Below are 17911 nucleotides of genomic sequence, written 5' to 3'. Positions count from 1 at the left end.
CGCGTCTATTTCCCCAGGTTAAAACCTGGGGTTATAAAATTTTGGTCGTTTGACATTGGACTGTAGATAGTAGAGACGCGATTCCTCGCGTCTATTTCCTCAGGTTAAAACCTGGGGTTTTTTATTCTTAACCCCAGACCTTTAGTCTGGGGAATCGACGCATTTCATGCGTCTCAAACTTTGGCAATCCTGAAAGGTTTGCCAAAAAGCAAACTTCCAACGTCTAATGTCTAACGTCCAGTGTCTAAAGACGCGAAGTATCGCGTCTCTACAAAGGTTTGCCAAAGAGCAAACGTCCACCGTCCACCGTCCAACGTCTAATTTCCTACCTTACCCAATACCAAATGATACCTGGAGCCGAGTTTGTTGAAGTTCCTCCCCCGGCATCGCTTAGCCAGGGAGCAGGAGAATAATTTACATTATTTGAAATTAATGTTGCCCACCAGTTTCCTGTACCACTTGAATTTGTATAAAATCCTGTTCCAGAACCTGCTGTATTACTGCGAAAAGGCATTCGCTGTGCAAATCCATTGTTATTGGTGGTATAATTCCAAGAGCCAAATTTGACCGTATTGGTGATGTCCGATTGCGCATTGCTCGTGCTGACGAAACTATATGCCTGATTTGCTGTGAAAATACCTCCGTAACTATTTCTAGTACCTGCATCAAACATGAATTGAAAGCCTGTTGAACTTTTTTTGATGTAATCCGCCCAACCAATAATCGAATAATTTACCGTTGCTGTATTGATGATATCTGCATTGATTTTGTAAGGCATGTCAGTATTGAGCGCCATGGAATTGGCATAGGTCCAAGCGGCATACGACGAGTTCTTTAGGATCAATGTCCATCCTCCACCATCTGTCGTCATGTCGGCATAAATTTCTACCGGGTTTCCACTGTTGATGTTCGCATTCTTAATCCAATAAAATCCATCGGGAGAATTGGGATAATCTTGCTTGATTTGATAGGCACTTGATGATGCCGTCTCCGGGCTTAATCCCGAATTATCAGGGTAGAAGCGTTGTTTGGTCGAATTAAAATTATTAGTGATTTCTGCCTGCGTTAATTCCCGGTTATAAACTTTAAAGCTAGCTACGTTCATGTTCATTTTCCAAGAGGCATCCCCACGCCAGCCTGAGATACGACCGGCGCCTGAATTGAAATTGGCATTCGCAGTACCAAACGCGCCTTGTTGTTGGGCCATTGTTTCACTCACACCATTGACATATATTTTATTATTGGTTTTAGCACCTGCGTTCATCACAAATACGAAATGCTTCCAAGCCCCCTCTATACCGAGTGTATTCGCTCTGGCATAGGAAATTCCATATTGATCACCTGCAGAAGTATTATATCCGATGTTACCGTTCTCTGTCCAAACATCATAATAATTAAAGCCAAAATACATGGATCCATTAGGCAAATTCAGCGAATTTGTTTTCACCCACATTTCCACTGTGACTACATTGGTTGAACCAATGTTTGCCGCAAAATTCGCATAACTAGATGTCCCATTAAATTCAATGGACCCGCCATTCGCTGCATTATAAGAAGTTGAAGTCAAAGTAACATTCGAACCATTTCCAGATAAATCAGTCCAGGTCGTTCCCGAACCAGGATAGCTAACAGGATTGGCTGCATCTAAATGAAGGACCAAACCCGAATTAGATAGACAGGTAATTGTCACACTTCCGTCTCCCGTGGTATTGGGTGTCCCAAAACTATTGTGTCCATTCGTTGATTTGGACGAACCTCCTCCACCTCCACCATTGGCAGATCCTCCTCCAGCACCTCCGCCACCGCCAAAAAATCCTGCGCCTCCACCGCCTGCGCCTTGCCATCCCGTGCCAATTCCCCCAAAACCTCCGTTTATATTGTTTCCATCGCCACCATGCTGCGCTGGGGCATTATCATATGCAAAACCGCCCACTCCCACGGCTGTAGGGGTAGCACCATAGCCAAATTGATACCTGCCAGATACTAGGTAACTCAGTCCTCCCACGCCATTCGCTGCAGTTCCCGAAGTCGTGTTAAGCGCATTTCCTCCTGTATATCCTGTTGTTCCACCCGTTCCTGCGCCTCCGCCTCCACCACCAGCCACAATGAAAGCATTAGAATTATTGGGGGTACTAGATGAAAATACCCCAGATAATCCACCGCCTGCACCACCATTACCAGCGGTATTGGTAGCAACACCACCTGCACCCGCGAAACCGTATTTGGCAGTTGCCGATTGGCCTGGAAATCCACCTACGACAATGTATAAAATTTGTCCAGGAGTTACATTTAATGTGGAAGTGATATTGGCTCCCGCACCGCCCGTTTGGCCTCCGCCTCCAGTACCACCTTTTGCTCCGATCGCATTGACTTGGATAGCGGTAACCCGATTAGGTACAATGAATTGCTGGATTGCTCCTGTATATGCAAAATTGTAAATGTGCGTGATATTGGGCTTTTTCAATGCAGCCTGCATGCCAATATTCTGAGCAAACAGAGATTGGCTATGAAAAATGATAAAAGATAATATAGTTAGAAATCTCCGCATTAATATAAGGTGTCACCAAAGACAAAACCTGTCGTTGTACTATTCATCACTAAACCAATGACGCTATTTGTCGCCCGAGAATTCAAACCATTTGCCGAATTTAACGTAATCCCAGAGGCACTAAGAGTCAGCGTACCTGCACCTGTCTGAATAAATTGACAGTTGAAACCAATAGGCAGGGTAGGTACCGTAATAACCACATTGGACCCCGAACTGATAGTAAAGATTTTATTATTATCAGCTGAGCTCAATGTAAAAGCAGCAGTTTTGGAATTGTCGATGACTAATCCGCCTGCGATTTGAACCCAAGCGGATCCATTGTAAAAATAATAACCCGGAACTACGTTGTTTGGGATGGAACCCGCTGTGGCCGTATTGTAGATCAATAATCCGGCTACGGGTGAAGCAATCGTCGAAACATCCGTTGCACCTGTCAAGGCAATGCGAGGAGGGAGAAAGCCTTTGTTGGTGGCATAGACCTCCAACTTCGCCGATGAGTTGGGAGTGGTAGTACCAATACCCGTTTGAGCATAGGTCCCTAAACTAATGAACAATAATGTGATGCTTAGTATTTTCATGTTATCTAATCCAAATTTGATGCAAAGTACTATTAGCTGAGTTCCCAGGATAATCGTCCACTTCCCAGCGTGAACCACCTCCACGGATCCCCCAGTGATACGTTCCATTTAGCCAAAATGGAAATTCCGTCATGGCAGCATTACCTTGATTTGTAAAATAACTCGCTGAACTGGCAGGTAAATAAGACGAATGACCCGTTAGCGCCGTATAATTCCCAGCTGTCCCAATTCCTGACATGCTCCCCGTTCCTGTAAGAAAGTAATTCATCGTATTCGTGTGTGAGGTTTTAAAATGAATCACACGCGTATGTGCCGAAGTTTTGGCATAAAAGCGTAATTCGCTGAACGTAAATGCACTCAAATAGGTGTTCGAAACATTCCCCCAAGTTGAGGCAGATGCAGATTCATCGGTTCCTAGGGTAGTTGAGCCTTGCAAAGGCAAGGAATTTGTTTTGACTACTAAAGCTGGATTGGTATTTCCGGCATGTAAATAATTCAAGACCAAAGTCCATCCACCACCATCTGTTGACATATCGCAATAACAGTTAGTCGATGGGTTAGCCCCCGCGTATCCGTCCGGGTCGATGACATAGATGCCCGATGTGGCCTGTGGGAAATTGGTTAGTATCTCATGGCAGGATTTAAAAGGATAGTCGCGCAATAAAACGCCAAGCCGCATGGTGGCATATACATAAGACGTTAATGGTGTCACGCGTACGTAACGTGCATACATAACATTCGCGAAATTATTGTAGACTTTGGTGGTTTGGTCACTATTCATAGTGAAGTTTGTCGCTGCGGGTACCCAATTGATATTATCTAAACTGACATCCACTTTTGCCGACGTTACCCACTGTGCGGCATTAGCTCTACCTTGCGAAACTATTCCCTGCACCCAGCGCGGACTTTTTAAGTCATATTGTAAATAATCTGTCCCACTATTGGCCGTTCCTGCCGACCATCCTTGTCCCGAATCAATCCATGGGGTATTGTGCGTTATTCCAAAGGAATCATTGATGTAAACACTGGATGCCGACCAGTTCGTCGAGAGATTAAAGGACTCCATTGAGGGAGACGCGTTCATAATCGTCGCCGCTATCCATTTACTCGAAGTTCCAGTTAAAGCTAACTTTCCAGTTCCTGAAAAGATGATTTTGTTGGAATAAACGGGATTGATATTATTCGGAATGTTCACGGTATGCCCATCCATAATGGTCGCCGTTCCCGTCAGGTTTTGCGGACTCGTCCATGTGCCCGTATTTGTAAACGTGCCCGTACCAGCACTGTTGGTCGTTGTTTGCGCCCAAAGTGTCGGTGTTAGTATCCAGCAAAAAAAGATAAATCCTAAGGTTTTCATCAGTTATGAACGCTACCTGCCGTAGCGCGCTCGGGTTGCATTGTAATTGGTTAATATTTCTGCTTCCGTTAAGGCCCGGTTATAAATCTGTAGCAAAGGTATACTGACATTGCTAAAGGTACCTCCATACCCCCAAAAGGCTGCTCGGGATTGACCAATTAAATAGGGATTATTCGTGGTATTTTGAGTTCTAGGTAAAACAAAGGGTTTGGAAGTATTCATTGACCATGCGCTCGTATTCCACTGATAAACGGATGCTGCAAATTTACCATCAAAGCAAATTCGGACGGAGGTGTTGGAATTGTCGTAGGTATAGGCCACAAAATGCCAGTTTCCATCGAATAGGGTCGTGGCAGCAATCGGATAAATCAAATCACTTCCCCAAAAACAGACACCAATGCCTCCATTATTGGTTGGTGGATAGGAACCTGCCCCAACGCCAGCACCATTCGTATAAACTAATACCAATTGTTCCGATTTGTCATCTGTAACGGCTCCTTTGTCTAATAAGATCGTATTTTTATTGGCCGTCGACTTATACCAAACCATGACCGTCCGTGAATTATTTCCGCTTGTGGATGGAATCGCAACGCCATTAACATAATCATCCACACCATCAAAAGTAACAAATCCTCGATTTGAGATATTATAGCTTGGCCCATTGGTTAGTGTACCATGATTCGTGGAACTGGATAAATCCCTCCAGGTTGTAGAAGTACCATTGTGCGATATAAGATTACCTGCATCTAAATTCAAAACTAATCCATCCGATATGCTAGGTGTTGATTTAATGATAGCTCCCATACGCATGGTAATGTGACCGTTCCAAGCCGTCGGATTGAGTCGAATGAACCTTGCGTAAACCACGGAAGGAAAAAGTACGGTAACCGCATCGGTTGAATTTGTGTTAATGGAGGCTCCAGTTAGCACATTCGTCCACGTTGTCCCATCTAAACTGACATCCACATTGGCCGTTGTAACCCATTGTCCACCGTTATAGGCACGACCTTGCGTAACTAAACCTGTCATATAAACTGGTACGGGATAACTTAATTGAATGTATTGGCTTGTATTGTTCACTTGTGCCGACCAGCCTTGTGGTGAATTTAAATAGGGAGTTTGATGCAATGCAAGACCTGTACCCGGATATGGAGCATTCTCATAAAAGGGGTCACCAGCACCTGTAGAGCCTGTCGTATAATTCCATGAGCTGGTCACCGACCAATAGTTTGGGGTCGAGTTTGTCGTAGGGCTATGGACAAAAGTGTTCGTGGTACTTGCCGTTCCTGGTGTCCATTTACTTGTATTATCCGTTAAAACCAATTTCCCTGTCCCGTTGAATATGATTTTATTCGTATTCAAGGTAGTTGATGTATTTAAAGTAATAGTATTCCCTGTATTGATTTGCAAACCACCAAAGAGGTTGGGGTAATTCGAAACCGTTGTGGAATTTAATGTCGTATTGTTAGCTGATGCCAACGAAAACGCGATGTCATTATTATGCACGGCGTATGTGGAATAAACACCCGTATAATCCGATCCAGCTGGGAAATCCGCACTGATTTCGACGACAAAACCTGCTACTCCGGAATAGGTATTGGGTAAATCATTCCAACACGTATTACTATTCCATTTTCCTACGGCATAATCTTCCGAGTGGTTTGCGCCATTGGGTTCTCCGGTACACCAATTATTATATTGTCCATCGATATTTCCAGCCGTAGGTCCATTTTGTGTTTTCAAGACCGTACCCAATTCCGGCCCCGCATCGATGACCCAGGTTCCATCCGTGACGGCATCCGTGATGGCTAGCCAAACATTTGAACCAGAAATATTCGTATTGATAAAATTGTTTTCTGCATCGGATGTAACCGTGACCATGTAGCCTGTTTTTCCCTTGAAACTGTAGGTGGCTGCATTCGTTTTGGCAGTAGCATAGGTTATATTTCCTGCGACATAGCGATAAAAGTGTTTATTCGCCGGATTGTAAACATAATTGGCATCATAGCCTGAAGCCTCTACATTGATTTTAACAGCCGTTTTTACTGCACCCATGGATATTGTCATGGCAGCAAGCGCCGTATTGACGTTGGTCTTAGTTCCATAAAATACGATGCTCGTAATTCCCGTCCACAACGTATAACCTGTATTCAAGGTTAAGCCTGTTGTAACAGGTAAGGAAAATGTTGCTCCATTATGGTATTCCAAACTAATGGATACCAAAATTTGGTCTGTCGTGTTTGCCCAGTTCACCACAAAATCCCCCGCGTCCACATTGCTGGCATTCGCCTCAATGGTCAAGGGCGCAGGTGCTGTGATCATTTGTCCCCAAACGCTCAGACTACAAATCCATAAACATATCCCAAAGAAATACTTCATCCTAGCGTGCTTGTTTCTTCAATTTTTTGACTTCGCGTTTTAATTGTTGAATTTGTTTTTGTTGGGCCTTCACTGCCTCCACGAGTAAGGCAACTATCTTGTCATATTGTACGGATTTAAATCCTTCTGCTGTGTTTTCTGTTTGGACAATTTCAGGTACAACTTTTTCAACTTCCTGAGCGATGAAACCCATCGTACGTTTTTCGGAGAACATGCGTTGTGGGAAGGCCGAGGTATTCCAGTTGAAATTCACGCCCCGCAACTGCATAACTTTGGCCAATGGATTTTCAATAGGGGAGATGTCTTTCTTGAAACGGATGTCAGAAGAACCAGCGATTGAATTTGCGATAATGTCGCCAGTTACCTGTAACCGAACGGTAGGTGCAATATTTCCTAATCCAACAAACCCATTTTCTTTTATGCTTAAACCAGTTGTTGCATCTGAGCCATTAAAAATTCGAAAACGTGCGTTGGCTAAGTTATCTCCATAGGTATCTATGGTCCAATCATTTGTTGGTCCAGATAATGATTTTTTTAGGGTAATTTGACCGCCTTCATTTGAAGCACCTTGCGGATTGATGGTGATTTCACCGGAAATGGTACCTCCTGCATTACCTACGGTTAGGGTTGATAATGGTGCAGAAGTTCCAATTCCTACATTTCCCCCCAAAGGATTAATACCTAAAAAATAATTGGTGCCATACGTTTTATTCCGAGCCTGCATCCAAGCAAACGTAGACGTACTACTCAAACCAAAGTCCAAGACATGTACAGCAGGGGATGGCCCACTCAAACGTAAATTTCCGTTTGCAGTCGTTCCACTCGATAAAGGATCAGCGGTCGCTGTTTCCACCTGTAATTTATTTACGGGTGTCGTGGTACCGATACCCGTTTGGGCTTTTGCTCCAAAGCTTAAGCCTAAAATTGCGAAAATAAATATGCGTTTAAAGTCCATGTCTTGCTTTGTCTTTATTAAAGTTATTCGTGATTTCAGCTTGCGTAAGTTCACGGTCGTAAATTTTAAATTTGGTGATGTACATCTGTTGCATGTATGCATTGTCATTGGCCCAACAAGCAATTCGGCCAATTCCCCCATTAAAATTGGTATTAGCATTTTGAATGGTCCCTGTTCGTAGAGCTAACGTTTGTGAAACCCCATTCACATATATCTTATTGGATGTCACCGAACCTGTATTCATGACGAACACATAGTGTTTCCAAGTATTGACAAAACCACTGGTTTGGGTGGAATTTATACCATAGAGATCTCCACCTGCCGTATTGTATCCCAAACCACCTCCCGTGGTAAATACGTCATAACGGTAAAAGCCAAAAAACATGCCACCAGATAGCGTAGTTGGCTTTACCCACATTTCAACTGTAATAGTAGAAGTCCCATTTAATCCACAGCTAAAATTTGAATAAGCAGTACTAGCCCCATTAAAATACATGCTTCCACTCGCAGTTGCATTGTAAGACATGCCTGCTCCAATATCCCCTGATTTGGCATGTCCCGATATATCATTCCAAGCGGTTGCCCCTGAAGTCGCCAGAGAAGTTGTATTACCTCCATCCAAATAAAACACTAAATCATAATTTGATTTCTCTTGTTGGTAAATTGAATTCACCTCCCCATCTCCCAAAGCCGCTGAAAAGAATTTTACATCGGCCAACAAAAAACTCCCATAAGCACCTGATCCCATGTGTGTGCCATCATATGCTGCTATACCAAAATATTGAGCAGCCGTATAACTGCCCATGTGTGGACCCGAACGCGTATAAGTTGCTGTACCTACTAATGTATTGTCTAAATAGGCTTTGACTTGTGTTCCTGTATATACCAATACCACATGGTGCCATTCATTGAGTGTAACAGTAGTGGCTGTGGTAAGAACGGTGTTTTTGGGCCAAACAGAAAATTTTAAATATCCTGCTACCATCTCAATATCTGAGGTATGATAGCCGCCTCCCGGTATTGTGTTATCTAAATCAGATACGACAACTCCATTAAGTGCTGTGGGATTAAACCAAAGGCTTAAGGTGAAAACTCCTGATCTCGTACTAGGGCTCACGGGTGAGTATGCGTTTTTAAAGTCTCCTATTATCATGTATTGGGAACTTCCCGCAATAAAACGAAGGTAACCCGGATCAGAGAAATAGGTAGGACTGTTTGCGAGACTTGCACTTACCGCATTCGTCGTTGTGCTATACACCGTTGTGCCTGATCCAGGGTAGGAGCTTGATTTACTAAAATCATAATTCACATAGAGATTATTTTTCGATACATTTCCTGCATAGCTCGGCGAATAGAATTGCGCCAGCAAGACAGAAGGTATCAGTAAAAATATAATCAGTATCCTTATCATTAATTTCCTAATTCACCTGATATAACCACAATATTACTTCCCAAATGCAAGACAGTCGCAATCGCATATTGGCCTAATGTTTTCGTATAGGAGTTCCGATTGATAATTGTCACCCCACTTGCAGCAGCAAAGGTGATTTGTCCCGCGCCATATTGCAAGACCATGCAGTTGAAACCCGTAGGTAAACCTGTCGGAATCGTCACAGTTATCGCGGAAGCAGCGTCCGATTTAATTACTTCTGCATTGTCGGTAGCAGCAAGGGTATAAGCAGCTGAAATAGAAGAAATCGTTGCTCCAAAACCCGATAGAGTATTGCTGTTTGAACCTAAGACATTCCCATTTAAATCTATCCGCATACGTTCCGTCCCAGCGGTACGAAAGACGATGTTATTGTTCATATCGGCTGTATTCGAAAAACCTGAAATATCAATGGAAGACTGTGCAGTTGTTGTTGTCCCCCCCCCCGCGGAAAGTCGCAGAAAGCCATCATCTGCTCCATCTGCTTGGACTGTTCCTGTTGCGGATCCTACACCACGAATTTCATAATTCCCAATGCTACTGGTATTAATGGCGGGTCTTGTACCACTATTTGTGAATCCATCGTAGATTCGCATGCCACCACCCACAAGATTCAATTTCGCAGTAGGCGAGGAGGTACCAATGCCCACATTACCTCCCAAAGGATTTAATGCCAAATTGTAATTCGTACCATAGGTCTTATTTCTTGCTTGAATCCAAGCAAAATTACTCGTATTACCTAAGCCAAAATCCAAAACATGAGCCACCGATAAACCACTCAGACGCAAATTTCCATTGGCTGCAGAACCACTTGTAGCGGGATCTGCCGTAGCCGTTTCTACTTGGAATTTATTCACGGGAGCTGTTGTACCTATACCTGTTTGAGCTAATAATTTTCTATTTTGGAAAATTGCTAATACAATAAGGAAAACAGTTAATAGCTTTTTCATATTTGTCTCATAAAGACTTTTATTAATGAATTGTCGAATTTGGAAAATATGACAATTGTATTTTAGAACAATGCTCGTAAGATGATCCAGTTGGTGCCTGTTGATATCGCCTTTATCCAGTTATTTGACGGTTCAGTTCCAATGTTTAAACCAGTTGCAGATGTCGTTGTACTATCTGAAATTAAGTTACCTGAGGTGGCTGCTACTGCTACAGTTACACTTGCAATATTCTTAATTGTAATTTCACGACCTGCACCTGCTGCTGATGCGCTTGGTAATGTAATTGTTTGACCAGAAGTAGATCCAGAAAATACAATAAGATTGTAATTATCGGTAGCTGCCATGGTTGCAGTCGCAGATATTGACGAAACACCTCCATTACTATTTGCTGACCAAGTTGCTAAACCATTTGCATCGGATATTAAAACTTTTCCTGCTCCTTGGGAACCATCTACTACTGTTAGTGTCCCTGTTAATTTTGAATTACCTGTAATTTGTAATTTATAATCACCGGCATCGGTTGTACTTCCAACAAGGACTTCACCGTTTAATGATGTCATAGTAGTTGATGCATTACCTATCACCGCCGTATTTGATCCTAAACCTCTACCTTGGTATCCAATTACTATAGCATTACTTTCACCACTTCCAAGAGTTCGCGCATCAGCTCCTATAATGACTGAGGTATTCATTTGCGTATTACTAACAGAACCAATACCGATTTTTTGACCAGCCTCGTTACCAATACTTACATTGGAAGATCCACTAGTCATATCCGCTAATGCGAAAGTTCCCATCACAGTATTGTAAGCTCCGGATGTCATGGCTGATAACGTTGCATTCCCGACAGCCGTATTTCGTAGGACATTACCTGAAGTTGCGTTATTCATTGCGCTGATTGAACCACTGCCGATGGCCGTATTCCCTGAGCCAACTGTATTGGCAGCCAATGTATTGTAACCTATTGCGGTGTTATCTGTTGCATTGGTATTAGCAGCCAATGCATTTGAACCGATTGCAACGTTTTTATCCCCAGTTGTAGCTGCCGCTAGGGTTGAGGCCCCAATCGCGATGTTTGTTGACAATGAGGCTAGGCCTTTACCAATTTTCAAACCATTGATATAGGAGTCTTCAGCAACATACATTGATTTGGCAACACCCAAACCACCTGAGACAATAACTGCCCCCGTTGTTGTGGATGTACTCGCAGTCGTATTTGCAAAGGTTTTTATCCCCGCAAAGCTTTGTGCTGAGGTAGTAACGACACCACCATTGGTGCCATCTGCAGGCGCTAAGTTGAGGACATTGGAAGTGATACTAGCTCCATTGGCTGTAGAAGATGCTGAAATAGCTCCTACACTCGTCACCGCACTTGACGTCGACCAGGCAGGTGCTCCACTGACTAAAGTTAGGAATTGTCCATCTGTCCCTTTGGCCAATAAAGTTGTCGTACCTGCAGCAGTTTGATAAGGGAGCGATCCAGCTAAACCACCGGCAATGTTCGTAGCTGTTGTAGCAGTTGCTGCATTTCCTCCAATATTTAAATTCGTAACCGGCGTAGTAGAAGTAACAACTAAAGGTGCAGTACCTGTGGCAACGGTTGATGTCAACTGACCTGTAACACTTAAACTTGTTCCAGTTGCGGCGCCGATAGTTGGCGTTACCAAGGTAGGAGAGGTAGCGAATACCAAAGATCCCGTTCCTGTTTCATCAGAAATGACTCCCGCTAATTCAGCAGATGTTGTAGCTGATAAAGCACTTAATTTATTTGTTGTATAAACTCCATTCGTTACTGTGGCAGCATTGCCTGAAATGGATCCCACAATCGTTGATGAAAATGTTTTAGCACCTGCTATAGTTTGTGCGGTTGTTAAATCCACAAAGTTTTGTGTTGCTGAACCTGTACCTCCGTTGGCAATCGGTAAAATACCCGTTACACCCGTAGTTAAAGGTAAGCCCGTTGCATTGGTTAAAACACCTGATGCGGGTGTTCCTAGGGCTGGTGCCGTAAAAGATTTATTGGTTAACGTTTGGGTTCCCGTTAAGGTAACTAAGTTTCCAGATGCATTTACATCTGCCCATGAAGCCACACCATTCGCATCTGATGTTAAGTATTTTCCAGCAGCCGCCCCAGTAGGTAATATTAAAGCAGGTATACGTACTTGGCCATAATTATTTAATTGCATGATTTGTGTGTCTGTCGTACCATTGTTATAGTAATAGGTCAAATTTTCTAACGTGCCACTGTTTTGGTTCGTCATGATTTTGAAAGCTTTCGAACGGAAACTCAAGGTCATCGTTCCACCACTTAAATCCGCATCATACTTTAATGGGAAGTCGGCATTCGTATCGCCAAAAATCTGGAACTTTGACGTAGGGGCCGAAGTAAAGATTCCTAATTTATTATCCGTACCACTGTAATGAATGGCTGAATTAGCTAAATCTAAATTGGTAAATGATCCTGATAAGGCTGTTGCAGTTGTACTAACATTCAATGGGCCATTTACAATCACAGAACCTAAATTGCTGACAGTTAAAATGTCGGAAGTTCCTCCGCTGTTCATATATGAAAAATTCAAGTCGGTCGCAACGCCGGAATTGTTTCCGGTACGCATCAACCAGCCTGTAGCACGGTAACCTAGTTTTAATGTATTGTTACTGTTGGCATCGACATAGTACTTTAAGTTGTCAGCGGATTCCGTTCCAATTTGAAATGTAGCAGAAGGTGTACTGATACCAATACCCAATCGCGCATTGGTATTATCCCAAACTAAATTTGAACTTGTACCCAATGCGCTTGTTCCATTACCAAACGTGATTTGACTCGCACTAATGCTCGCCAAACCTGTACCACCGGCTGTTACCGGTAAAGTACCTGAAGTGACCGCTGTTGTACTTGTCGTATATAATGCACCACCACTCGTAAAGGAAGTTAATCCCGTACCACCGGCACTCGTAGGTAATGTACCTGTCGTTAATGCCGACGTGCTCGTTGCATACATGGCACCACCACTATTAAAGGATGTCATTCCTGTACCTCCTTGATCGGTCCCCAACGTTCCAGTACTTGTCAAACGCTTCGATGCGTCTGTGAAGACTCCTTTGGTAGCTGTTAAAGCTGATAGGGTTGTAGCGCCTGTAATCGTAGCAGTACCACCGATGGTTGTGTTACCGGTTACTGCTAAGGTTGTTCCAATGGTACCCGATCCACTGATATTGAAATCGGTGCTAGCTTGTTGGGTCGTTCCATTGATTACATAGTTCGTCGAACCGGAAGGTAAATCCGCTGCAACTAAGCTTCGGAAGCTTGGTGCTGCGGCTGAGGCTCCAGAAGTAGGACCTGCAAATACGAGATTTGCGGCTACGGATGTTACCCCGGTACCTCCATTGGCAACTGGCAAAGTACCTGTGATATCAGAAACGGCAACTCCCGCCCAAACTGGTGCTGCAGCAGATGTTCCATCACCGCTTTGTGTCAAGAATTTCTTAGTTGCAGATGAGTTACCTGCTAATAAGGTTGTTGTGTTCGCTGCGCTTTGGTAAGGTATTGAACCTACGGCACCCCCGTTCAAGTTAGTTGCTTTACTCGCTAAACCAGTTAAGTTGGCCGTAATTGTTCCTGCCGTGAAATTGCCACTGGCATCACGAGCAACGATGGCCGAGGCTGTATTCGCATCGGTTGCTGTTGTGGCTGAATTGCTTACTTTCCCTGCGGTAGCGATTGTCGCCAATTTGGTATCAGCAATCGCAGCAGATGCATTGATGTCGGCATTTACAATCGTTCCATCGGCAATCTTTGCAGATGTAACCGCATCGTTATTGATTTTGGCAGTCGTTACTGCACTGGCAGCGATGGCGGGAGAAGCGGCAGTTCCTGTTAGGTCACCGGCCAACTGTATTTTTCCTTTCGTCGTAGCATCAGCATCTGGCGCGCCGGAGGTAATGCTAGCGTCAACGTATTCTTTGATGTATTTTACTGCTGGGTATTTTGTTGTAGATGCGGCATCTGCAGCAACGTCAGTACTTAAATTGGCTGTGGATTGTGCTCCCAATGCGGTTAATGCGGCTGCCGCAGTAGTTGCCCCTGTACCTCCTTTCGTGATGGGCAATGTTCCTGTAATGGCTGCTACGGGTAAGCTGCTGGCATTACTCAAGTCAATTGCTGATGGCACGCCCAAATCAGGTGTGATTAACACAGGGCTCGTTAATGTTTTATTGGTCAAGGTTTCCGTTCCTGCCAATGTTGCTAAGGTTCCCGTAGCACCTGGCAATGTAATCGTTGTTGTTCCTGCGACTGCTGGTGCTGCTAAGGTTGCTGTACCGGATGTTGAACCAGCAAAGCCAACGCTCGTCGCGGATGACACACCCAAGGTAGGTGTTACTAAAGTAGGAGAGTTCGCAAATACCAAAGCCCCTGAGCCTGTTTCATTCGTCACGGCTGTGGCTAAGTTTGCGCTGGTAGGTGTTCCTAAGAATCCACCTACGCCTGTTCCTAAATCGGATACGTCTGCAATAACCATAGATCCCCAAGCAGGAGCAGCAGATGCGGAACCTGTTCCAGTTTGTGTTAAGAATTGTTTGGTGGCTGAAGTACTTCCGGTTAAAAGCGACGTTGTATTAGCTGCCGATTGATATGGTAGCGCCCCTAAGGTTCCTCCGTTGATGTTGCTAGCCTTAGATGCCAAACCTGTTAAGCTTGCGGTGATGGTACCTGCGGCAAAATTGCCACTCGCATCACGTGCAACAATAGCTGAAGCTGTATTTGCATCTGTAGCTGTTGTGGCTGAATTGCTCACTTTTCCTGAAGTAGAAATGGTGGCCAATTTCGTATCTACAATAGCGGCCGATGCGTTGATGTCGGCATTTACAATCGTTCCATCAGTGATCTTAGCTGAATTAACTGCCCCATCGTTGATTTTAACCGTTGTAATGGCATTGTCGGAAATGACCGGTGCCGCAGCAGTTGTCCCTGTTCCGGCTAAATCACCGCCTAGTTGAATTTTACCTTTTACGGATGTTGAGGCATCTGGAGTTGCGGACACAACACTTGCGTCAACGTAATTTTTGATGGCTTGAACAGCTGGATATTTAGTTGTTGATGCAGCATCTGCAGAAATATCTGTACTTAAGTTGGCAGTCGCTTGTGCACCTAATGCCGTCAAGGCATCTCCAGCAGTTGTTGAACCTGTTCCACCTTGAGCAATACTTACAGCTGCGTTTGTTGTTAAGATTGTAGCTGATGCATCTGGCAGGGTAAAGGTTTTTTCTGCTGTGGTTGGTCCTGTGAATTTCGTGAAACCATTTCCTGTTCCGCCATAAGTGGATGCGATAATGCCGGTCAAAGCTGCAGAACCATCAAAACTGTTTCCATAGATGTTTCTTGCCGTGGCTAATGTAGTTGCAGTACCTGCATTTCCGCTGATGCTTCCTGTGATGGTGGATGAGAAAGTTTTAACTCCAGCGATGGTTTGCGCGGTAGTTAGGTCAACAAAGTTCTGTGTTGCGGATCCTGTTCCCCCATTGGCGATGGAGATAGGACCTGAAATTTTGGCATTTGTGATACTTGCATTAGCTATGTCCGCCGTTGCGATTGTTCCATCAGCAATTTTCGCAGAAGTAATGGCATTATCTGAAATCACCGGTGCTGCTGCCGTTGTTCCCGTTCCTGCCAAATCACCTCCTAATTGGATTTTACCTTTTAATGTCGTTGTGGCATCCGCAATGGTTGCAGCTGCTACGGAATTGTCGACGTATTCTTTGATCGTTTTAACGGCTGGGTATTTTGTTACCGAAGCAGCATCTGCAGATACATCGTTACTCAAATTGGCTGTCGATTGCGCACCTAAATTCGTCAAAGCCGCAGTTGCAGAAGTCGCTCCAGTACCCCCATTTAAAATGGCTACGGTTCCTGTGACATTAGCCGAATTACCTGTAATGTTTCCATTTACTTTCGATCCAGAAACTGTAGCAATTTTAGCATCCGTTACATTTGCATCCGTGATTTTAGCCGTCGTGATGGCATTATCGGCAATGTCTGCGGTTTCAATTGTCCCATCGGCAATTTTCGCACTTGTCACTGCGCTTGTTGCGATGGCAGGAGCAGCTGCTGTACCTGTTAAATCGCCGGCCAATTGTAATTTACCTTTGATTAAGGCCGTTGCATCTGCAATGGTTGCTGCGGCTACTTGGTTGTCCACATATACCTTGACCGCGTTCTGTGTAGGGTATAATTGGTCACTGGTTCCCAAGGCTGTGGCTGTCGATTTATTGCTTGTGTTTTCTTTGTTCGCCAATGCGGGTACGGTAGGAGAACCTGCTGTACCGCCCAAATCACCGGCTAATTGAATCTTTCCTTTGGTCGTTGCATCTGCATCTACGATCGTAGCTGAGGCAATTGCACCTTGAACGAAGGCTGTTGTCGCCAAGGCTGTCGAGTTATTTGCCGGGCTTTGTGTTACTGCCGTTGTTCCTGAAGGTAAAGATGGTGTTCCCGTGAAAACAGGGGAGTTTTTGTCCGCCTTCGCGTCAACTGCGGCTTGCAAGGCGATGCCCATCGTCGCTTGATCCACATAGGTTTTAATGGCACGTACAGATGGATATTTCGTATCCGATGATCCATCTGCTGCCACGTTCGTCGATTTGTTGCTTGTATTTTCTTTGTTGGCCAAACCGGGTACCGTTGGGTTGGTTGCTGTTCCGCCTAAGTCCCCGGTTAATTGCACTTTTCCGGATGCCAAAGTCGTAGCATCAGGAGCTCCAGACGCAACGGCAATGCTCACAGCATTATCTACATAGGTTTTAGCGGCTTTTTGTGTTGGGAATAAGATATCAGATGGGTTACCGCCACCTAAATCTGTTGCCGAGGATTTATTTCCAGCTGATTCATAAGTTCCACTCAAATTATTTACTGTATTGGCTGTAGCTTCCGTTAAATTACGAACGGAGCCAATTTGTGAACTTAGATTGTTTGTCGTATTCGTTAAATTATTAGCGGTTGTATTTATCCGATTATCGTGATCTGTTAATGTATTGTTGATGTTTGTAATATCTGCTTTAACTTTCTTATCAAGCGCATCAATGGATTGATTCACCACAAGAAATTTCCCTTCATTTGTCGCTTGATTATCCGCAATTGCTTTGGTATTGGCAGCCACAGAAGATTTCAATGGATCTAAATCTTTTGGTACCAAATAACCCGTGTCATTGTTGAATTGACTTAGGTTTTTAGGTGAGTTACGTACGTTTTTGTAGTCCACGGATTCTGCATACAAGGCGTATGGCGTGAAGTTCAATTTTTGATTGCTTACGGTCGTAAATTTCGATCCTCCATCGAAATTGACCGCTACGATCATAGATTTTAATTCGGAATCCCAAACAATGGAATCAAAGGTGCTATACTTACTTATCCCAGTCGCATTGCTGCTGTTGGAGGCCGTTGACGCACCGGTTCCCACGGTCAAGGAAATAAGACCGAATTCGTCCGTGGTCGTTTGTTGGATCTCTTCATAATCTACGCCTGCCGATGTTTTTAGTGTGAATCGAACCCACACTTTTCCATTGGAAAGTGGTTGGCCAGTCACATTGACACCGGGCACTTCGATGGTTTTGGGGTCGAGGATGACTGCTTGGTAATTCAGTCCCTTTTTCTGGCCAAATGCCGCGAATAAACTTAATTGTAAAACAATAAGGAGGAGTAATTTTTTCATCGTTTTAAT

At 44.1% G+C, this 17911-nt stretch carries 8 protein-coding genes; all 8 read right to left on the bottom strand.

Annotation, left to right across the window (positions count from 1 at the left end; all coding sequences use genetic code 11):
* Window positions 1-325 precede the first annotated feature (325 nt).
* A complete protein-coding gene (locus SKC38_RS06625) occupies window positions 326-2476 on the bottom strand; it encodes a fibrinogen-like YCDxxxxGGGW domain-containing protein (protein ID WP_377976222.1) in 2151 nt (716 codons plus the stop codon).
* Window positions 2477-2547: 71 nt separating this feature from the next.
* Window positions 2548-3126: a hypothetical protein gene (locus tag SKC38_RS06620; RefSeq protein WP_377976220.1), complete on the bottom strand. Its 579-nt coding sequence runs from the start codon at window positions 3124-3126 to the stop codon at window positions 2548-2550.
* Between the two features lies 1 nt (window position 3127).
* Window positions 3128-4483 carry a fibrinogen-like YCDxxxxGGGW domain-containing protein gene (locus SKC38_RS06615; protein WP_377976218.1) on the bottom strand — a complete coding sequence of 452 codons (1356 nt, stop codon included), beginning with the start codon at window positions 4481-4483 and terminating at the stop codon, window positions 3128-3130.
* Between the two features lie 12 nt (window positions 4484-4495).
* The gene (locus SKC38_RS06610; RefSeq protein ID WP_377976217.1) at window positions 4496-6862 is read right to left on the bottom strand and encodes a discoidin domain-containing protein; all 2367 of its coding nucleotides are present in this window, start codon (window positions 6860-6862) and stop codon (window positions 4496-4498) included.
* 1 nt (window position 6863) lies between these two features.
* On the bottom strand, window positions 6864-7817 hold the full coding sequence (locus SKC38_RS06605; RefSeq protein WP_377976215.1) for a tail fiber domain-containing protein: 954 nt from the start codon (window positions 7815-7817) through the stop codon (window positions 6864-6866).
* Complete coding sequence (locus SKC38_RS06600) at window positions 7807-9228, bottom strand: LamG-like jellyroll fold domain-containing protein (RefSeq protein ID WP_377976213.1); 1422 nt, start codon at window positions 9226-9228, stop codon at window positions 7807-7809. Before SKC38_RS06600 ends, SKC38_RS06605 begins: the two co-directional genes overlap by 11 nt.
* Window positions 9228-10196 (bottom strand): hypothetical protein, encoded by a 969-nt coding sequence (locus SKC38_RS06595; RefSeq protein WP_377976211.1) that lies wholly within the window; start codon window positions 10194-10196, stop codon window positions 9228-9230. The genes SKC38_RS06600 and SKC38_RS06595 overlap by 1 nt, the downstream gene beginning before the upstream one ends.
* Before the next feature lie 62 nt (window positions 10197-10258).
* Entirely contained in the window at window positions 10259-17902 is a 7644-nt protein-coding gene (locus SKC38_RS06590) for a hypothetical protein (RefSeq protein WP_377976209.1), read from the bottom strand.
* Window positions 17903-17911 lie beyond the last annotated feature (9 nt).

Source organism: Aquirufa echingensis (genome assembly GCF_042714525.1).
GTDB lineage: Bacteria > Bacteroidota > Bacteroidia > Cytophagales > Spirosomataceae > Aquirufa > Aquirufa echingensis.
This window is presented reverse-complemented; position numbering and strand designations above follow the sequence as displayed.